This is a genomic window from Zunongwangia sp. L-65, assembly GCF_056859415.1.
The window spans coordinates 105,786-128,033 of sequence record NZ_JBSXOK010000062.1; the positions used below are offsets into that span (position 1 = coordinate 105,786).

Consider the following 22,248-nt stretch of genomic DNA (forward strand, 5'->3'; position numbering starts at 1 on the left):
CAACTGTTATTTGATAAAGGCTTTTATAAGTTTTATAGGCATATCGGTTAGATTTTCAATCGTATAGTTTCCTACAATAGCGGGCATTATAAAAGACTCTGCATAACTGAATAAAAAGCTCTTTTCTGAAGTCTTTATTAGCATTTTTTGCCCTTCTACCAGGCTTAAAATATGTGTTTTGTTTTCGGTATCTATATTTACTTTGGTATTTATTGTATAACGATGCACGTCGTATAAATGCTCCGAATGTGTAGCCAGATGTTCTAAGGTATAATTCTTATTTTCCTCCAGAATCTCTGGCGATGCAATAAGTTCTTTAGCTACGCTTTCTCCAGAACGTTCGAAAACCAAATTATCCATTCCCCGTTCTATATTGATTGGTCTTGGCTTTCCATCCAGGTCTAACCTAAGCCAATCATACATTTTGAATGTATAAATGTACGGTGTAGAACTAATCTCTAAAACCAGATTATCTGTCCCAGAGCCATGTATTGTTCCCGGTGGGATTAAATAAAGGCCATGCTTTTTGGCATCAAAAGCCTGTACGTATTTAAGAATATCCAATTCTTTATTAAGCCGAACGCTTTCTTCCAAAGCATGTTGAAAACCAGATGGAGTGACCCCTTCCTGAAAACCTAAATAAACCTGTGCATTATTTTTTCTATCCAGTATGTAATAGGTTTCTTCCTGGGTAATATTTTCTCCGAAATGTTCCTTCATATATTGCTTTTGAGGATGACATTGAATGGATAGGTTTCCTCCATCAAAAGTGTCCAGAAAATCAAAGCGTATAGGGAATTCGTACTGATAAGTTTCGAAATCATCACCAAGAATTTTACTCCCGGCATGATACATCAAAAAGTCAAAAGAAAATTCTAGTAAATACCCGGAACTTTCAAAAATAACGCCGTTTTCGGGAACGATAAGTTCAAAGGACCAGGCATAATTGATCACATCTTCCGAAAGGCCTTTAATATGCTTTTCTATCCAGTGTCCTCCCCATGCACCGGGTTCGAACCATGGTCTAACTCTAATTGGATTTTTTACATATTCCTGAATGCCTTTTCTCCAATTATCCCCTGTCATCCAGGTTATTTCTATAGATCGTTGGCCATCGATCATAAAATCAATCCTATCCTTAAGAGCATTTTTATGTTTGTTTAGCACGGCCCAATCCACAAAATAAAATCTTTTGTACATCTTTTTAGGATGAAAAGATTTTGAAGCTCCCAAGTTAAGTACTGCCCCCGCTCTAGAGCGGTACTGGATTTCATTCTTACTTACTTCCACAAAAAGATTCACTCCTTCCACTGGTACAAGTGCTGCTCCTGTTCCATAAAAAATAATTGGATTTTTACCCGTAGTTTTACTTAATGCTTCTAATTTAGAAGGATCAAAAAAATCAATCAAATCGAGGGTACTTAGCTTTCCAAATACCGGATCATCTCCACCTAAAAAAGGGGCTACCAGCGTATCGATCTCTTTTTCTTCTTTTAAAGCGTTTTCTACATTTATCCATTGGGCCTGGATATCCAGATTACTAAAGGCTTCGTCAAGTTGGTGCTTTACAGCTTCAAAAATTACCCCCACATAACCGTCTATTTTGAGTACCGGAATACCTACTAGCGACTTGGCTAACGAATCATACCCACAGTTAATGGTGCTATCACCAATATTAAAGGAAGGATAGATATTGTACCCTTCTCTTTCATCCTTGTCTTTAACCGGTAATTCGATTTGACTTGTTTCTCTAATTTCCCTTTTTAAATCAATCATTTTTTATTGGTTTTCGTAAATAGCAATTCTTCCAAAAGCTTCTACCAGGGCCGCCTGATGTAGCAACCAGTAAAATCTCCCTTCGTTGTTTCCAGACCAATCTTCATAAAACTGACCTTCGTTATTCCTGGCATTTTCCCATGCATAATCCATATTATCTTTAAATACCTCCACATAATCTTTAGTTTTGGAATCATATTGCGATAATTGAATATAAGCTGTAAGCAACTCTACATTAAACCATGAATCATTAGGAGGATAAAATATCCTTCCGTTAGTCACCTTTGTAAATTTAGAGTGGGCAGATCTAGCCGTAGTAACGGCTTCATCTAAATATTCCTGATCGTCACTGATTTCATAAAGATTTACGGCAGACATTATCATCATGGCCGCATTATACGTCCATTTAGTGGTATTTATTTGCTCAGATCCAATATTGATATCGTTCCAATATAAATTATCAGAAGGATCACGAAGAGTGGTATACGTCCATTCATAAACCCTCTTGGCAAAAGTTAAATAGGCTTCATTATTGGTTAACTGATACATTTTTGAAGTCACATAAGCAGCATATGCACTGGTATTGGCTGCTTTCATACAATTAGGACCGTTAGTACAGTTATCTGATTGTCCTTCAAACCAGTATAAGCCACCCCCCATTCTGGAATCTTCTCCAGACATAATAAAATCGGTAACTGTCTTTGCCCTTTCCAGATAAAAAGACTCGTTAGTAAGCTCATAGGCATTAATAAGCTCCATGGCTACGATTGCACTATCATCATAATAATGATCGGTAGCCCCCCCAGAAACGGGGTAAGCCTGATAGGTAGGTAGATGATCACGATTGTCGTAATACTCTTCAAGTCCTGTAAATTGTTTATCTAAAATCTCACGATCATAGCCCAACTCATATAGAACGTTTCCGGCTGTGAGCATCCCTACATATGGCCAAAGATAACTATACTCCCGATCTCCGTTTTGTTCCGGAAAATTTTCTTTATATAAATCGCCTTTCTTATATAATTGCTGAATCATCTCGTAAGTGGCAAAAGCTTTTTCTTGGTAGCTCAATTCTTCACCCTCATCGGGATTTTCATTTTGTCCGTCATCACCTGGGTTGTCTACCATTTGGTCTTGTATGGAAGGTTCGCTGTTACAGCTAAAAACACTTAACAACATTAGGTAAATAACCCCTAATACTTTCGTTTTCATATTATTATTGGTTTAATTGAAATTCATGATAATAATGTTCTGCCTTGGGGTCAAAAACTATTCTCACCGTAAAAGCTTGTCCGTTAAATCGATCAGCAAATTTCCATGCCCCTTGCCAGTATTCTGCATCCGCCCCAAGAAAATATACATTATGATAATAGGCTGGTTCTCCTCCATTGGGCCTTGCATTATATGCATCGAGACCTGCTACCAAAGAGCCATTCATATCTGGATTATGAAAACTACCGATATATGATGTTTGATTTTCTCCTAAAGTAAAACTAAAGCGGTAGCGTTCTTCCTCCCATCCAAGCCAAGATGGTGCTTCTGGTGCTCCTGGAGTTAAAAATTCGAAATAGGCGTCATCGGCTTCAAAAGTATGATTCCCTATATAATTCAAATTCGCTTTTACCACCTGATTAGCAATAATATATAATTGAACATTCGATATTGGTGTAAAACTAATGGTGGATTGTGACAAATTCATTCTCACTCTGTACACTCCTTCTTCCAGATCAAAACTTGAAGCCTGGTCTCCTCCTCTAATTTTACCTTCTTCATTAATATAATAATAGCTTAAACCTTCGGCATTAAGCGAGTTATTGTTTGCAATATGAAACTCGCCAGGGCTAAGCTTCGTAATCGATTCGAATACTCCTGGCTGGATGTTCTGATGCGGCAGCTCACTGGATATTTCTTTAAAGGCGATTGCGTTTTCAATATTCTCAGATTCTGTAGCCGATCCATAGATATACATATATTCCGGGAATATAGCCAATCCTTCCGGCCGGCTAAGTTGAACACTGGCCTGAGTATCAAAACGCAATCTGTTATAACTGCTTAACACTTCTACTGTCCATATAATTTCTCCGGTTTCAAGTTGAGCAATACCGGCCTGAGCAGCCATTACATTTAGGCGCGCAGCACTTGCTGTATAAGAGGAAGCACTACCACCATTATCTGATGTCGCTGCAAACAAAGGTTCGCTAAAATCGCCATCCTTTTCATCAAATAAAATACGGTAGCTCAAAGCTCCCCCATCTGCAGCTTTTGCCGGGGTCCAGGAAAAGCTAATTCGGTCGTCATTTTCAACATCTAATACAATTGTAGCGTTACTTTCGGGAAACACAAGATTTCCCATTTCAACGATCTCGGGATTTAGATCATAATCTTCCTCATCGCATGATGATAATGTACATACCAATAGCAGTACAATCATCATTCTATTTAATAATGCTTTCATTACCAGTTTGGGTTTTGAGTTAAGTTGTTATTGATATCTCTTTCACTTTGTGGAATGGGCCATAGATAGTGCCTAGAAGGATCAAATGTTCTTAAGCTAACTCTTATATATCCGTCATCTGCTGTAGATTCATCGGTTTTTATACCATGCGTCCAGCCTTCCAGAACATCTTCTGCAATTTTCCATCTGCGAATATCAAAGAATCTATGTCCGGCCTCAAAGGCTAATTCAATTCTGCGTTCGTTTCTTACAATTTCTCTTAATACGTCTTGATTAGTACCCGGAAATTCTAAAGCAGCTCCCTGTAGTCCTGCACGTTCTCGAAGAGCACGGATAGTGGTATTCCAATCCTGCTCATTAAATTCTCCCAGTTCGATTTTAGCTTCGGCATAATTTAATAGTACCTCGGCATAACGAATTAAAACAAGGTTCAATCCCGAATTTGTTTGATTACGCGCCATAGGATCATAAAATTTATGCACATAATATCCGGTTGGAGTAGAATTAGAGGAATAATTTAAACCGTCTGGAGCAACTCCGGGAGCGGTATTGATCGTAACTTGATTTCCGTCGAAACCGGTCATTTGATAACCATCATAAATAATAGTGGCTTTTAATCGCGGATCCCGATTTTGATAAGGGGCATCTTCATCATAATTTGCCATTGGATCATCGATAGCATACCCGTTAAGGGTAGGATAACTGTCTACCAGTTCCTGTAATGGCGAGAAGTTTGCATATCCTCCCAGACTAGGAGGAATCAATGAATATTGTATATTATGTTCTCTGTCTACCGGCACGTACTGCAAGCTTAAAATAATCTCGTTGGCGGTTTCATTTTCTGTTTTAAAAAGTGCGCCGTAATCCGGAAATAAGGTGTATTCCCCTAAAAGTTCTTGAGCCAAACTTGCTGCCTCCTGATACTCTTCATGATATAAATGAATTCGAGATGTTAGTGCTATTGCCGCTCCCTTTGTGATCCTCCCATTCTCTTCGTTAGAATAGGTTCGTGGTAATTCCTCTATAGCCTGATTTAATTCGCTATAGATAAAAGACAATATAGTCGCTTCATCTGTTCTTTCTAAATTCAAAGATTCCTCGATGCTAATTTCATCAGTAATGAAAGGGACATCACCATAGAGTTCTGTCAAATAAAAATAATGTAAAGCCCGAATAAATCTGGCCTGTCCTTTAAACGAAACACGTTGTTCTTCGGTAATTTCAGACACGTTATCAATATTATTAAAGAAGATATTCGTTCTGCGGATAGCTTCGTACCTACCAGACCAAACACCGGTCACCACACCATTGGTGGGTCCATAGCTCCCGCTGGCAATATTCCTGTACTCTTCTCTACCTTTGGTATACGCATCGTCAGAAAGTGAATTCAGGAACAGGTATTGGTCGGCATTCATGAGATCGGCATAGATTGCGTTTAAATAAACATTTGCATCCTCCTCTGTTTGCCAAAAGGTTAATTCACTTTGGGAATCATAAGGAGTAAGGTCCAGATCTGAACTACAGCTAACTTGCATAGCTATAGCTATAAGTATTATTATTCTTTTCATCATTTACCTTTTTAGAAATTGATATTTAATCCTAGTGAGAAAACTCTGGTTACGGGATATACACGACCGCTGGATCCAACACTTTCTGGATCTACGCCCAAATCATTTAACGGACTAAAAGTTAAGAGGTTTAAACCTGTTAAGTATAAGCGCGTACTTTCCAAACCAATATTATGTACTGCCGCATCGGGTAAAGTATATCCTATCTGAAGATTTTTAATTCTCAGGTATTGCGCGTCATAGATATAAAAATCAGATTTAGCCGCATTATTTACTGATTCTGCACCTACCGTTAATCTGGGGTAAGAAGCATCTAAATTTTCTGGGGTCCAACGATCTAAATGACGCTCAAAAACGGGACCTTCATTGTTATTATGGAAAGCCTCAACGATTTCGCCGCGAAGCCATTGTTGTCGTTTACCTACTCCCTGAATAAATACTGAAAAATCAAAACCATTCCAATCCATGGCATAAGTCGCTCCAAAAGTATATCGGGGAAAAGCATTTCCTAAGATGAATCGATCATTTTCATAATCAATCTCTCCGTCGCCATTACGATCTAAATATTTAATATCTCCCGGTTTTACATTTGATGAAAAAATAGGGGTAGCACTATTATTGATCTCGTCTTCTGAATTAAAAAATCCATCAGCTTTTAGGGCATAATAAGAGTTGATCGCATAGCCTTCCCTTAAAATCGTATTAACATCAAAACCATTGATAAACTCTCGTCTTCTTAGATCTTCTATTTCATTCCTATTATCAGAAATATTAAAATTAAAAGAATGGTTTACAGCACCCGTTTCAAACTGATAGTTCATGCTTAATTCCCATCCCCTGTTTCTCACAGAACCGGCATTTTGAAATGGTTGTCCCAAACCATAGGTTGCCGGAACAGGAAGCTGTAATAAAATATCTTCAGTAAGATTATCAAAAACCTCAAAAGTGACATCAAGCTTTCTTTTAAAAAACGATAAGTCTATCCCCAGGTTTTTCATAGTTGATGTTTCCCAGGTTCTATTTTGATTAGAAACCGAATAATAAGCTCCAGAAACACCTACACCTCCAAAACTATATACATTTCTACCGGTGCCCACTAAACTTTGGTAACCATATAGATCGCTAATATCCTGATTCCCTAATTGTCCCCATGAAGCTCTAATCTTTGCGAAAGAAACCACATCCTCTAAAGGAGTAAAGAAGTTTTCTTCACTTAAAATCCATCCGGCAGAAACCGATGGGAATACTCCCCAACGTTTTGCTTCAGCAAACCTTGAAGAACCATCATATCTTAAATTGGCTTTTAGCAAATACTTATCATCAAAAGTATATCCTATTTTACCAAAAACAGATTGAATAGCCCATTCATTTCCCGATCCATTTGCACTTTGCAAATCTCCTGCATTATCGATAACTCCAAAATCATTACCAGGGATATCAATTCCTGTTACTCCAAAATATTCTTCTTTATATTTCTCTGATGAACCTCCCAGAAGCAAGTCGAAATCGTGCTTCTCTGCAAAGGTTTTAGTATATGTCGCTGTAATAAAGGGATTAAGATATAGAGACCTGTTATAACTATCTGTTACCGAATTTTGGTTGTTTCCTCCTCCCGGATAGGCAAATTCTATAGCCTTTCGAAACTGATGGGTTTTGTTACTGGTTATATTGCCTCCTAAAACTGCTTTAAGTACCAGATCTTCAATTGGCTTATATTCCAGACTAAAATTACCCAGAAATTCATCGTTTTGCGTATTGGTAACGCCTCCCTGCTCTAATTGCGCCAGTGGATTACTATTACTTCCACTCGATAAGGTGTAGTTTCCGTTTTCATCTACAATATTATAAATAGGGGGCATACGAACGGTTGGCTCTATAATCCACTCTTCAAAATAAGCATGATCTTTTATATCATTTCTGGCGAAAGACATTCGACCACCCATTTTGAATTTATCATTAATTTCTTTTTCTAAATTAATCCTGGCATTGTAACGTTGATAGCCGTAATCAGGACCTTTAAACAAACTTTCCTGATCTAAGTATCCCAGAGAAACTAAATAATTTAGTCCATTATCAGCTCCGCTCATGGATAGGTTATGATTATTTTGCAACGCGATATCCTTATAAATTTCCCGGTTCCAGTTTACATCCGGACCATTTTCCTTAAAATTTAAAATCTGTTCTGGTGTAAAGGCCGGCGCCATACCTGAATTAATTAAAGCCTCATTTCTTAAGGTAGCATATTCCCAGGAGGAAGCAAATTTCGGGAAATTTGTAGGTTCCTGGATTCCAAACATGGTTTGATATGTAAAGCGTGGTTTCCCTTTTTTCCCATTTTTTGTAGTGACTAAAATAACGCCATTAGCCGCCCTGGATCCATATATAGCAGCCGATGCGGCATCTTTTAGTACACTTATGCTCTCAATATTACTGGGATTAATATTGTTTAAAGAACTAATCACTCCATCCACTACAATTAATGGTGTATTCCCGTTGATGGTACTAATTCCACGAATATTAATCTGCGGAATGGACCCCGGCTTAGAAGTAGTATTCTGGATAATCAAGCCCGAAGATTCCCCCTGTAACGCCTGATATGAGTTCGTTACCGGCTTTCCCTCTATAGCCTTTTCATCAATAGTACTTACCGCACCAGTAAGATTGGCTCTTTTTTCGGTACCATAACCAACAACTACTACGTCGTCCAGTTGATTTAAATCACTTTCAAGCAAAATCTCATAATTTTGTTGATCAGCACTTATAGCTACTTCCTTTGTGCGGTACCCCACAAAACTTACCACCAACACATTTTGGAGGTTAGGATCAACTCTTAGACTAAACTGGCCCTCAAAATCTGTAGTGGTACCATTATTAGTTCCTTTGATTATGACTGAAGCCCCTGGTAAAGCACCAGATTCATCACTCACTGTTCCTTTTATCTCGATCTCCTGCGAAAACGATTTAGAAAAAAGAAGTAAAAAGAAAATCAGAATTACATGCGCATATTTATTTTTCATAATTAGCTACAATTAAGTTCATATGTCTATACATATTTAAATTATTAATTTTTCCAAGAATTATTCTGTCTTAAACAAATTTCGATTAGGTTGGTCTCCCATTACAAATTCCAGGGTTGCACCTTTTTTAAGCGTAGATAGCGGTACGCTATTTTCCTTTAAGGGTTCTCCATTAAGTTTCACTGATTGTACATAATAGTTATTTGGCTTATTATTCTTAGTTTCTATCACTATGCGATGGCCATAACCATTCTCAATCTGGATATTATCAAACATTGGGCTTCCAATTTGAAAAGATGGATTTGTCTCGGTAAGTCCCTTTACGTCAAACAACCCCATAGAAGACATCACATACCAGGATCCAAGTTGTCCCTGATCTTCATCCTGACCGTAGCCGTATCCATGAATACCCTCTGTCCCGTAAAACTCATCACAAATTTTTCGCACCCATTTTTGGGTAAGCCAGGGATGATCGGTAAAATTAAACAACCAGGAGATATGTAGATTGGGTTGATTTCCCTGATTATAAAGGTATTTCACTCCTGCAAAGGCATCGATCTCTTCTCCGCCAAATTTTGTTTTTTCAGAAACGCTAAATATAGAATCCAGACGTTTTACAAATTTTTCTTCTCCCATCTTTGCCACTAACTCTTCTGGAGCATGTGGCACATAAAAAGTATACTGCCAGGCGTTACCTTCCTGAAAACCTGCCCAGGGTTCAAAAGGATCAAATTCTTGCAAAAATTCTCCTGAGGCCAATTTAGGTCGAACAAAATCTATATGATCATCATAGACATTCTTCCAGTTATCTGAAAGTTTCATGAGCTCTTTATACTCCTTGTCTTTCCCTAAAGCTTTGGCAAACTGGGCTACGGCATAGCTACTATAACTATACTCCAAAGCATGAGAAACTGAAAAGCCAGATCCATTGGGATTGGTATCCCAACCTGGAACGTAGTTGATATACCCCTGATTCACAAATTGTCCAAGATCGGTTTTTCCAGCACCTTCATTTCTATTAAGGTATTTAGTTTCGTTTTCATATGCCGCCTTAAATGCCAATTCAACATCATAATCTCGTATACCGGCCTGATATGCAGAAGCAATCACAAGACCTACAAAATTAGTCCCTACTCCCGAAACAAATTTTGAATTCGCAAGACCATCACCAAGCCATCCGGAATTCTTATAGACCAATAAATGACTCTGTACATAATCATTAAAATATTCTGGCCAGGCTAAAGCCCATAGCTGCGTTAAATTCCAATACGCCCCCCAAACCGAATCTGTATTGTAAAATTTAAACTTAGGCTTCCCATTTTCATCCATAGGAATTTGCCCTATACTACCATCATTCTCTGGAAAAGAACCATTGATATCACTGGCAAGACCTCTACCCAAAAGGGCATGATATAAACCGGTATAAAATTTTGTTTTATTTTGCTTGGAGTTATCGGTAATTTTAATTTTACTTAACTCTTCAGCCCATATTTTCTCTGCTCTGTTTTTCGCTGTACTAAAATCAAGATCCTTAGCTTCTTTAGCAAAATTCAATCTTGCATTTTCAATTGAAGTATAAGAAAATCCTGTTTTAATCACGATCTCTTCTTTATCTTCGGTATTGAATTTTAGATATAATCCGGCTCCTTTCCCCTGTATTTCATTTTTATCTTCAATCACCTTTTCTGATTGAAACACGCCCGTTGCTACCGGTTTTCTATTCACCAAACCGGAAAAATACATTCGAACTTCGCCATTTGGCTGGTATTTTTTTACATATTCCGGATAGGTAATTACCCAACCTTCAATCGTATTTGTTGCTTTATCAAACCATACCTTAGCATCTTTTACTTCTCCACTCTCCCCCAGCTTATTACCGATATCAAAAATAAGATATGCACTATCGCTCTTAGGAAAGGTATATTTCTGAAATCCTACCCGCTCTGTAGCAGTAAGGGCTACATCGATATCGTAATCTTTTAATCGTACCTGATATGATCCCGGTCTCGCTATTTCATCATTTTTATCAAATCTTGACCTATAGCCCTCATCGGGTTGTTCCAGACTACCCGGTGTGGTTTTTAGCTCTCCGGTCATCGCTGTAAATAAAAATCCTCCAATCTGAAATTCATGAAGATTAGCAAAACCTTCTATACTTTGATGGCGCTCATCATAGCCTACAGCCTCCCATCCCTGCTCGTTCCCATAACTACCGTTAGTAGACGGACCCAATTTTGCCATTCCAAACGGAACTGCAGCAGGAGTATAGAAGAACCAACGGCTATGTGCAGTACCTATATTAGGATCTACATATGCGCTAACATCTGCTGTATCCTTTTCGTTCAAATTATTAGAAGTTGGATGCTTTCCACAGCTCATAACAATTAACAGAAGGCCTATAAAAGTTATTTTATTCATTTTAGATATTAATTAGAAGTTGGATACCCAAGATATATATTAAATAATACATTAATGTTCATATGTACAAACATATTCATAATATTTGAATTAATAAATATAATAGGGCTATTTTTTTCACATCCTACAAATATTAGATATAAATATTTAACAAAATAGCACTTTAATACGCTTTTTAACGACTACTTTCTACTGTGAAGAAAAAGCTATCTGCTTTATAATAGCCTAAATTATACTCTATAGGACGTTCTCCCTGGTCGAAAACAAAGCGTTTTCTAAACAAGACTGGGTCATTCTCCTTTATCTGAAGTTTTTCACAAATCAAAGCTTTGGCTGCAGTGGCACTTATTTCTTCTTTGGAAATAGTAGCCACTACTGAATAGTCATGTTCCAGCATCTCATAAAGGGGTCGGGTAAAATCTTCTTCTCCGTTTAAACCAATTCTGGGATGAAAATAAGACACAAAATAAACAAAAGGCTCGTCGGGTTTACCTCTCACTCTTTCCATTTTCAATACTTTACGCTTAAGGTCGATTTCAAAAAACTCGGCTAACTCATGATCTGCTTCTACCCAACTTAAATGCAGTTCATAGTTTTTAATAGGGATGCCTCTTAAACGCATTTCCTGAGAAAAACTCAGCCAGTTATTAGACTTAGAGCTTACGGGCTTTGGTGCTACTTTGGTTCCGGCTCTCTTTTTTCTTATCAAAAGCCCTTCAAAAACTAATTTTTTAATAGCCTGTCTTACAGTAGACCGTGAAATGGCTAACTTTTTTGAAAGCTCTACCTCGCTAGGGAGTATTTTCCCGTTTTTATATTCTTCTTCTTCAATAAGTTCACGTAACAATTCTTCTACTTGTGCATGAAGTGGTACAGGACTTTTATGGTCGATATTAAATTTCATATTTCTATCCGTGGAATCAGAATACAATACTACTAATTTTTAATAAGTAATAATGTTTACACATAATCCAATTACAGCAGATCAGTAGAGATCACCCCCAATACTAGTGTATAAATTAGAATAAAAAGCTTTTGCCCTTTGCCGGTCTGGACGAGATTATATCTATAAATTTAAATGTCTTTCTTACAATTTAATTCAAACATTATAATCTCGTGATAGCAAAAGTTTTGAACTATCGATTAAATTATTCGTTTGGATTTTTTTAATCTCTTTGTCCTAGAGATTTTCTTGTAAGCTTCCTGCACAGACGCTACTGATAGATTCTATCCACCGATGCTCCTGCGTCATGCTCTTCTTCCATCCATTTTTTTAATTTAGTGTCATATTCTTTTACCTTATCGGCATAAGCGGGATTTGTAGCAAGATTATTAAGTTCATAGGGGTCTTTTTCGAGATCATAAAATTCTAAAGAGGGTCGTCTTACAATGCGTTCTGAAAATATTTTAGCCTGTTCTGAATGATTAGCCTTTTCTTTCCATGAAGCCCATACCACACCTTTTTCATTATCATTCATGGTGTATTTTATCTTGTATTCTCTTTCTGGAGTCAAATTTTCTATAAGCTTATATCTTTTGCTTCTTATACCCCGTATTGGATATGCTGGTCCTTCAGGAATATTATTATGAATCCCATAGGCGAAATCCCTATGAGATGCCGAGGAATTTTCTAAAACATCCAGAAAACTTTTTCCATCAAGCTTTTCAACAGGATCACCTCCAGCGATATCAATCAATGTGGGCAACATATCTTCATACTGTACAATGGCATCGGTCGAGGAATTGGCTTCTACTTTCTTATTCCATTTAACGATCATTGAACTTTTTTGTCCCTGATCCCACAGTGTCCATTTACCTCCCGGAAATTTAGGGCCCTGTTCTCCTAAAAAGATGACGATCGTATTATCGTATTGCCCTTCATCTTTCAACATTTGCACAACATCTCCTACCTGATTATCAAGCCTGCGCACCTCTGCCAAATATTTAGTGTAATCTTCCCGGGTCTCAGGAGTATCCACATAATTTGGCGGAAGCACTAAACTATCGGCATTAAACTCACCCGGGTTACCCACAGTCCATGGTGCATGTGGGTTAATACTCATCACAAATAAACAAAAAGGGTCTGCCGAATTCCTTACCAGGGATCGAATGCCATTTAAAGAATAGTCATCGCTTAACGACACACAACTGGTTTCAAATCCCTCTATAATCTCAAAAGGATAAATAGATTTTGGCCGGGTACAATCATTTTTACCCGTTAGGGCCACGCTATACCCTAAATCGCCCAAATAATGACCTACACTTTTAATACTATCATACACATTTTTATGATTCTGAAACGCTCCATGACTCATTGGGTAGCGTCCTGTAAATAAGGAGGCCCTGGTAGGCACACACATGGCTTCCGAGCAAATCATATTGTTAAATTTCATTCCTTGATTTGCAAGCTCATCAATATTTTTAGTATTTATATTCTCACCTCCATAACAGCTAAGCTGCCCACTATCAAGGTCATCTGCCATGATAATGACAAAATTAGGCCGTAAAGTCCCTTTAGACTGTTTGTTTACCTCCTGTCCTTTTAAATTACCGCCTATAAATAAAACAAAAACGCCTAAAAAAATTAAACTCGTTATTTTTAAAATTTTCGAACTCATAATTCATAATTTAAGCTCCACCTGTTTGGTCTCAGCATAGCCATATAAATGCTCCAATTTACTATTTTATCTTGAGATAAATTATAGCCTAAGAGAAGGCGCTGTTTATCACTCGATGAGCATTTCCAATATTGGAAATATGCCACAGTCTACTGTATTGAGAAATGTAAATCACTCCATAAAGCTTAGCCTGGCTAAACCGGAGCAATTTAATTTGAATATAGTAGGAATAGAAGTTCTTATTCTTCATATTAAGACAATAAAAAAAGCGAAAGATCGATCTTTCGCTTTTTTATAATAATTGCTTGGGACTGGTTAAAATTTATAACCAATTCCGATATTTAAGGTATTTAAACGAGCTTTTATATCAACAAAATAATCATCACAAGAATAACGATTTGTAACTTCGAAAGCATACCTTGCATCAAGGAAAAAATGCTCATCAATATGGTATCCAACTCCAAAAGCAGCATCTAAGCCAACAGTGTTGATGTTTACATCCTCTAGAATGAAGTTAGCCTGAGGTCCCGCCTGAACAAAAAATCCTGAATCTTCAATATAATACTGTGCTAGTACTGGGACAGTAAGAAAACTGGTTTCTTTTATTCTCATATAATTTGCAGAAGGTTGTATATGCCAATTTCCATCTTTATACTATTTAATGCTAAAATCCAAGCTTAAGATTTATATGAAGTATTGATCCCCTACTCCATACAATTAAATCAACTTTTTAAGCTTTCAAAAAACTCCATTAGATTATCATCATGTTCCATGTTCAATTTTTTTCGCAACCTGTATCTTGCTGTTTCTACTCCTCTAATAGAAATTCCTAATAATGGAGCGATATCTTTATTGGATAATTCCATTTTGATGAATGCTGATAGCCGTAATTCTTTTTTGGAAAGATTAGGGATTTTTTGTTTCAGGTTTGTAAAGAATTCATGGTGAACACTTTCAAAATTGCTATCAAAAACCTGCAAATATTGCTCATCAATATTGTTTCTATGCATTTTCTTAAAGATCTCAAGAATCTTTTGATTGGATTGTTTATTTTTTGAAATCTGTTTAAGTTCCTTTAAATCTTCCTGAAGTTGATCGAAAAAATTCTTTTTATTAACTAATAGCATGGTGTAATTAGCTAATTCCTTACTTTTTTCAATAATATCTCGCTGTAAATGTTTTTTATCCCTTTCAATTTTCTCTTTCTCCTGCTCTAATTTTAACTGATTAATTTCTAGCTGAAGTAATTTATTTGCTCGTTGTTCTTTAAGTATAGACTTTTGATTTTCTTTCTTTATTTTTCTCGCAAGCAATTGCTGTCCGGTTATAAGGAGTAATAGAAAAATTATTGCATAACCTACATAGGCCATACCACTTTGATACCATTTTGGGCGTATATAAAATTGATAAGAAGCGATTTTTGATTCGTTGCCCAATACGTTTTTACTTTTAACCTTAAACACATAATTACCAGGCGTTAATAAACTATATTCTTTAAAAGCTAAGTGTTGCCAACTCGACCAATCCTTATCTACATCTTCCAGCTTATAGCTAAATTTTATATTTTGATTATTCACCATAGATGGTGTGGCAAAAGAGAATTTTATACTATTTAAATTATTGGGAATTTCGACGATAGAATCTTTATCAACAGGAAGGTTTACAGTATTTTGATCCCTATAATAGGTAATCTTTGTAAAAAAAGTTTTCACCCCCTCTTGCTTAATGGTATTAGATAAATCATATAAGAATAATCCGTTATGGGTACCCACTAATAAGCTATTTTCCGATAAGGGCGTTATAGACTCCATTCCACGATTAAATGTCCCCTTGGTTTGAAGAAAAATATCACTTTGTATTTTGGGATTATTTGAATTTGTTAGAAAAAAGCCCAGCTCATCATCCTGAACTACCCAAGTTTTATCTTTAGCATCAATAATTGTTCTGGGATTTCTTGTCGTATCTATGATCTTGTTAAGGGGCTTATAAGGCTTAAATCTCTTGTCATACTCATCAAACTTATAAACTCCATTATTCGTAGAAAATACTGTTTCATCCTGCCATTTAAATACATTAATATTGAATTTTGCAGGCAATCCGTTTTTCTCCGTAAAATGATCAATAGCAATCGCCCTTTCCAGTTGCTTATCCAAAGTTATCCTATAAACTCCTTTATAACCATGACATATCCAAAATACATTGGGATTATGAGTTGCTAAAATATCCCTTGAAGATTCGTCAAAACCCTGTACTTTATTTCGAATGATCCAATTGCCATTTTCATTTTTGAGTATATAAATACCTTCGTAGGTACACACTAGATATGTATTAGGATAGTTTTTAAGCTTAATAGTTTTCCAAACCCCATTAACACCACCTATTCTTTCAGAAGTAAAATCACGGGTAAGCTTAAACAGACCTTTATCATGATTAATAAAAAGTTCACCATTTAACTCATTAAAACTCCAGGCCTGGCCAGGGATATCATTTAATTTTTTAAATGAATTGGGATTGATGTTTTGATTCAACAAGTCTGAATAATATACTCCTTTATTGGTAGCTACATAAAAATAATCTTTATCCCAGTAGGTATCATAAACAGAAGCCTGATTAAAAATGGTGGTTCTTGGGCTGTTATAATTAAGAAATTCAAGTCCGCTATCCAATAAAGCCCATACGTTACCATTACTTGTTTTATACAAGTTTAAAACTGTTTTATCATTTGCACTGTTGATGGAACTTATGTGATATCCTGCCTCCTCTTTCTTTAATACTTTGATGCCCTGACTTAAAGTACCTAATAAAACACTGCTAGGATCTAACTTTAAGACTGAAATAATTTGATCATTAGAGTCTTCGAAAATCGACTGTTTAAGACTTAAAGATTTTTGATTGGTTTCAAAAATTTTACCGTTTGAGGTAATGAGATCAAAATTATCAGATATATAAACAATGGAGTAATTATCAATAGCTTCTGCAGAAAAATATTCTGAAATCTGGTTTTTGTCCAAGTTTAATTCATAAAGTCCTTCATTAGCATCCTGAACAAAATATCTGTCCCCAACAAGAAAAGATTTTATAAATGAATTTTTAGAAGGAATTTGAGTAACATTCCCATTTTCTAAAACGAATAATTTTTTAAAACTTCTAAAAATAACGCGTTCCTTAATAACATCAATTTGCCAGATATTTTCAAAAGACACATTCTGTAATTGCAAACTTTCTTTTAGTGATATAAAACGATAATCGCCAAATTCGTTATGCTTTATATAACCTAATTCGTTATAACCTCCTGCATAAATAGTCCCATCCGCCCCTTTAGCCAAACTTCGCACCGAAGAAGAATTTGTTAAATGTACGGTCGTCCAGTGGCTACCGTCAAATATTAAAATTCCGTCGTTATTTCCAAAATACATCACCGCTTCGGCATCTTCGGTTACACTCCAAAACTGGGAGTCTGCATTAAAATCCTGCTGGCTATAATAATCGATATTCGGATTTTTAGACAGGTCTATTACTGGAACTGGGGATAAATTATTCTGAGCTGATATTGTATAATGATCACTAAAAACTCCATAAAACAAGAACAGAAATACTGTCAGATAATCAAAAATAAAGTCGTTAATCTTAAAATTTTCAGATTTCATGCATTAAAATTAACAAATACTGAATCGAAATTATATTTACAAAGCCTGCTAATATAGTTTTTACCAATTAAATAACGATAAAAATTAAAAAATAATTTACTGTTTAATAGTTATTTACAATAATTGAAGTAGTAAAAAAGTAATGTTAATTTAATGTGAAGTATTTGAAATGTATTATTAAATTTAAGCTTCAAAACATCGATTTATACTTTTCCATCATCATTTAAAACAAAATCGAAATCGTTATAGTCTATTGGTTTGATAAATTTCACTTGAAATCTATCAATAATGAAAACGATTGAAATCATTAAAATTTATAATATGGGATTAAAGAATTATTTACTTTTTTGTTTTTCCTTAATTGGATTTTATGCCTGGTCACAAAAAGAGATTACAGGAACAGTTAAAGAGGAAGCTACGGGCTTACCTATACCTGGTGTAAATGTTATTGTAAAAGGAACAGCGAACGGCGTGGTCACCGATTTTGACGGAAATTATAGTATTAATGCATCCTCTAACGACATTTTGGCTTTTTCTTATGTTGGTTTTTTATCTCAAGAAATTACGGTAGGTAATAAAACGAGTGTAAATGTAAGTTTAGCAGAAAATGCCGAAGCCTTATCCGAAATTATAGTTATTGGCTACGGTGCTCAAAAAAGAGAGGATATTACCGGTGCAGTGGGGGTCATTAATGCTGATGAAACTTTTGAGGATCGGCCTAACAATGATTTGGGATCATTAATACAGGGACAGGCAGCCGGTGTTCAGGTTTTAAAAAGTTCTGGAAAACCTTCTGCAGATTTTAATATTAGGGTACGTGGAACCAGTTCTATAGATGGTAATAGTGACCCATTATATGTGATTGATGGTGTTCCTACACAGGATACCCGCTCTTTAAACCCATCGGATATTGAAAGCATATCCATATTAAAAGATGCTTCATCTGCCGCTATCTATGGTGCGCAGGGAGCCAACGGTGTGGTTTTAATAACCACAAAACAGGGAAAATCTGAAAAGGCTGCATTTCAGTTTGATTCCTATGTCGGTATTTCTGAAGTATGGAAAACCCAAAAAGTTTTAAATGCAGAACAGTATCGCGATTTAATGACCGAATTAGGCAAAAACACTGATTGGAGCCAGTACAACCAAAATACAGATTGGCAGAATAAAATTTTTGAAGAAGGATTATCTCAAAATTATCAGTTAGCCGTTTCTGGAAATAATAACGGAACGCAATATTATATTTCGGGAGGTTACCTTAGTCAGGAAGGCGCGGTAAGAAGTGCTGAAATGGAACGTTATAGTTTTAAAACCAATTTATCCAAAGAAATAAATAGCTGGATAAAGATTGGTACCAATATCAATTACACCCATTATACAGATGTAGATGTGACCGATAATTCTGCGGTTAATCAAGGTGGGGTTTTATTAGGAGTATTAGCTACCCCTCCAAATATAGGGATATATAGAGAAGACGGTTCTTATACCAGTAATCCATTTCAGGATTGGGAAAATCCGTTTTCAAGCACAGATGCTGCAGATAGGAGATATAAAAACCAAAGATTATTGGGAAATATTTATACCGAAGTGAAATTCTTAAAAGACTTTACTTTTAAAACCAATTTCGGAATCGATTTTAATGCAGACCGTAATGATTATTTCCTGGATCCATTTACCACCAGTTACGGGCGTGCGACCAACGGTATTGGACGTTATAATACAAATATTAATAATTACTTTATATGGGACAATACCCTTAGATATAACCACAGCTTTGGGGATCATAAACTGGAAGCCCTTGTAGGGAGTGTTTTCCAGAAAAACCGATGGGAAAACAGTAGCATCGAAAGAAGAAATTTTGCCAGTGCAGAAATTACTACTCCGGGAGCCGGATCTGAAATCATAAGCGCGAATGCCGGCAAAAGCGAAAAAACAAATGCGTCGTTTATTTCCAGAATAAACTATGACTTCAAAAAAAGATACTTATTAACAGCCAATTTTAGAGCTGATGGCTCTAGTTCTTTTGGGCCTGCTAACAAATGGGGATATTTTCCATCCTTCTCTGCCGGATGGAGAATTTCCAGAGAGGCTTTCCTGGAAGATGTAGAAAATTTATCTGAACTAAAACTAAGAGCCGGCTGGGGGATCGTTGGTAACGACACCGGAGGTTATGCATATCTTGCAAGGGTAGGATCTGGAGGAAATTACCCTATTGGAGGGCAAACAATGCCGGGAACTTACCCCGCCACTATTGCGAATGACGATTTAAAATGGGAAGAATCTGAGCAAACGAATATCGGTATAGATTTAGGTTTATACAATGGGAATATTACCTTTTCTGTAGATGCATATTTAAAAAAGAACTACGACCTTCTTTTAAATAATCCGCTACCAACCGGAACCGGATTTAGTTCTGCCATCCAAAACGTAGGGGAAATTCAAAATAAAGGATTGGAATTTCAATTAAACACGGTAAATATAACTACAGATAATTTCTCGTGGACCACTTCTGCAAATCTTTCCTTAAACCGAAATGAGGCTAAATATATTGTTGGGCAGGTAATTACCCGAGGGGATGTGGCCAGTAGAGGTAATGTAAGTTTAATTAAAGAAGGAGAAGCCTTAGGTACATTTTACGGGTATCAATGGGGCGGTGTAGATCCACAAACAGGAGATGTTTATTACATCGATCAAAATGGCGAAAGTACATTTAATCCTACAGCAGATGATCGACGAATTATTGGCGACCCTAACCCAGATTTTATTTATAGTTTGGGGAATACGCTATCCTATAAAAATTTCAGTTTAAATATTTTCTTACAGGGATCTCAAGGGAATGATGTCTTTAATGCAACCCGTTTACAGATGGAAGCAATGGTGGACTCTAAAAACCAATTAGCTTCTGTAAATAATAGATGGAGACAACCGGGAGATATTACTAATATCCCAAGAGCTTTAGAAGGTGATACCAAAAACTCAAGACTTTCAACACGCTATGTTGAGGATGGTTCATATTTAAGATTTAAAGCGGTAAGCTTAAGCTATAATCTTCCCGCACCACTGCTGAATAAATTGAATCTAAGCACATTGAAGCTTTATTTAACAGGCGAGAATTTAATTACGATTACAGATTATTCCGGTTTTGATCCTGAAGTTAATGCCTTTGGAGGCAATACAGCAGTACAGGGGGTAGACTTTGGTACCTATCCGCAAACCAGAAACGTAATTTTAGGAATGAATGTTAGATTTTAAAATTGATTATGATTATGAAAAATATAAAGCAATACATAATGATTTCATTAGTAGCAGGAACTTTGGTTTCCTGTAATGATGAACTGGACATAAAACCAATTTCTGAAGAAACAGCAGCCTCAGCCTACGCTACAGGTCCGCAAATACAGGCGGCATTAACAGGGGTGTATGAATCTTTTCAATCTTCAGATTATTATATCTGGGATAGGGTGATCTATCAGGATGTAAGATCGGATAATCACTATGCAGGTGGTGACAATCCCGAAATTTATCAATTTGACCGTATAGATATCACACCCACAAATGGCAGAATTTACGGGATGTGGGGAAATGTTTATAACGCCATATCCAAAGCCAATGTCGTTTTAGAAAATGCCCCCTTAGTAGAAAATAGAATCACCGAAGAAGAACGTGAACACATTTTAGGGCAGGCTTATTTTTTACGGGCTTATCATTATTTTACCCTTGTAAAGAATTTTGGGGATGTACCATTATACCTGGAGTTTATAAGCACTACCGACCCTTCGGTGACTAGAAAACCAAGAGCCTCGGTAGACGAAGTGTATACCCAAATCATGGCCGATTTAGAGGAAGCTTTAACACGCTTACCCGATGATTATGGTAATGACGCAAGCGTTAACAAAGCCAGAGCCACAAAAGGCGCAGCGAATGCACTTTTAGCCAAAGTTTATGCACAAATGCAAAATCCAGATTACAACAAAGTTTTAGAGCACACCAACGCAGTAATTAACAGCCCTGCAGGGTATACCCTACTCGCTAATTATGCCGAATTATTTGATGGAAATCATTATAATAATTCAGAATCTATTTTAGAAATTCAGTTTTTAGGAGGCGACGAAGGAAACTGGGCGCCACAAATGCAATTACCGCCTTCTATTAGTGGTGACAGCTGGAGAAAATTTGTCACTCCGTCTAAAGATTTAGTGGCGGCTTTTGATGCCGAAGGTGATAACATTCGTAAAAATGCAACCGTACTTTTTGAAAAAGTTTCCTGGATCGATGAGTATTGGGGAAATGCCCCTAACAGTAGTGTTGCTTTTGCATATAAATGGAAAAATGCCAGCGCCTGGGCAAGTGCAGATAACGAATACTTACTTCGCTTAGCCGATATCATATTACTAAAAGCCGAAGCTTTAAACGAATTAGGGCAAACAGACCAAGCTGTAGAACTAGTGAATATCATTAGAAATCGAGCTGAATTAGAGCCGCTAACTGCAGGAGAAACAGCCTCTCAAAATACAATGAGGGAAGCTATTTTAAAAGAGCGGCGATTAGAACTTGCTCAAGAAGCTAAACGTTGGGACGATTTAATTAGATATAACAAAGCTATTGAAGTTATGAATAGTGTAGATGATATCGATTTAAGTACTGGCCAACCGGTAAATTACAGTGTAACCGAAAAAGATCTGTTATTACCAATTCCCCAAAACGAGATCGATAGAAACCCTAATCTTACACAAAATCCTGGATACTAAA

At 36.5% G+C, this 22,248-nt stretch carries 12 protein-coding genes; 2 read left to right on the forward strand and 10 right to left on the reverse strand.

The window, feature by feature from the left end; translation table 11 throughout:
- Positions 1-6 precede the first annotated feature (6 nt).
- From AC13DP_RS11050 to AC13DP_RS11095, 10 genes are all read right to left on the reverse strand, one after another.
- Positions 7-1,776: a class I mannose-6-phosphate isomerase gene (locus AC13DP_RS11050; protein ID WP_483067814.1), complete on the reverse strand. Its 1,770-nt coding sequence runs from the start codon at positions 1,774-1,776 to the stop codon at positions 7-9.
- Between the two features lie 3 nt (positions 1,777-1,779).
- Positions 1,780-2,988 carry a glycoside hydrolase family 76 protein gene (locus AC13DP_RS11055; RefSeq protein ID WP_228249297.1) on the reverse strand — a complete coding sequence of 403 codons (1,209 nt, stop codon included), beginning with the start codon at positions 2,986-2,988 and terminating at the stop codon, positions 1,780-1,782.
- A 4-nt stretch (positions 2,989-2,992) separates the two neighbouring features.
- Positions 2,993-4,231: a SusE domain-containing protein gene (locus AC13DP_RS11060; RefSeq protein ID WP_483067815.1), complete on the reverse strand. Its 1,239-nt coding sequence runs from the start codon at positions 4,229-4,231 to the stop codon at positions 2,993-2,995.
- The gene (locus AC13DP_RS11065; protein ID WP_483067816.1) at positions 4,231-5,802 is read right to left on the reverse strand and encodes a RagB/SusD family nutrient uptake outer membrane protein; all 1,572 of its coding nucleotides are present in this window, start codon (positions 5,800-5,802) and stop codon (positions 4,231-4,233) included. Before AC13DP_RS11065 ends, AC13DP_RS11060 begins: the two co-directional genes overlap by 1 nt.
- Positions 5,803-5,810: 8 nt before the next feature.
- Positions 5,811-8,816, reverse strand: a complete 3,006-nt coding sequence (locus AC13DP_RS11070; RefSeq protein ID WP_483067817.1) for a SusC/RagA family TonB-linked outer membrane protein — start codon at positions 8,814-8,816, stop codon at positions 5,811-5,813.
- A gap of 60 nt (positions 8,817-8,876) precedes the next feature.
- Positions 8,877-11,234: a GH92 family glycosyl hydrolase gene (locus tag AC13DP_RS11075; protein WP_483067818.1), complete on the reverse strand. Its 2,358-nt coding sequence runs from the start codon at positions 11,232-11,234 to the stop codon at positions 8,877-8,879.
- 175 nt (positions 11,235-11,409) lie between these two features.
- Positions 11,410-12,138: a GntR family transcriptional regulator gene (locus AC13DP_RS11080; RefSeq protein ID WP_339814146.1), complete on the reverse strand. Its 729-nt coding sequence runs from the start codon at positions 12,136-12,138 to the stop codon at positions 11,410-11,412.
- A gap of 310 nt (positions 12,139-12,448) precedes the next feature.
- Positions 12,449-13,852, reverse strand: a complete 1,404-nt coding sequence (locus tag AC13DP_RS11085) for a sulfatase family protein (protein WP_483067819.1) — start codon at positions 13,850-13,852, stop codon at positions 12,449-12,451.
- A gap of 315 nt (positions 13,853-14,167) precedes the next feature.
- A complete protein-coding gene (locus AC13DP_RS11090) occupies positions 14,168-14,464 on the reverse strand; it encodes an outer membrane beta-barrel protein (RefSeq protein WP_483067820.1) in 297 nt (98 codons plus the stop codon).
- Positions 14,465-14,574: 110 nt separating this feature from the next.
- Positions 14,575-17,499 (reverse strand): triple tyrosine motif-containing protein, encoded by a 2,925-nt coding sequence (locus AC13DP_RS11095; RefSeq protein WP_483067821.1) that lies wholly within the window; start codon positions 17,497-17,499, stop codon positions 14,575-14,577.
- A gap of 288 nt (positions 17,500-17,787) precedes the next feature.
- On the opposite strand from AC13DP_RS11095, the gene AC13DP_RS11100 reads away from it, so the two are divergent.
- Complete coding sequence (locus AC13DP_RS11100) at positions 17,788-20,751, forward strand: SusC/RagA family TonB-linked outer membrane protein (protein WP_483067822.1); 2,964 nt, start codon at positions 17,788-17,790, stop codon at positions 20,749-20,751.
- A gap of 14 nt (positions 20,752-20,765) precedes the next feature.
- The gene (locus AC13DP_RS11105; RefSeq protein ID WP_347407729.1) at positions 20,766-22,247 is read left to right on the forward strand and encodes a RagB/SusD family nutrient uptake outer membrane protein; all 1,482 of its coding nucleotides are present in this window, start codon (positions 20,766-20,768) and stop codon (positions 22,245-22,247) included.
- Position 22,248: the final 1 nt, after the last annotated feature.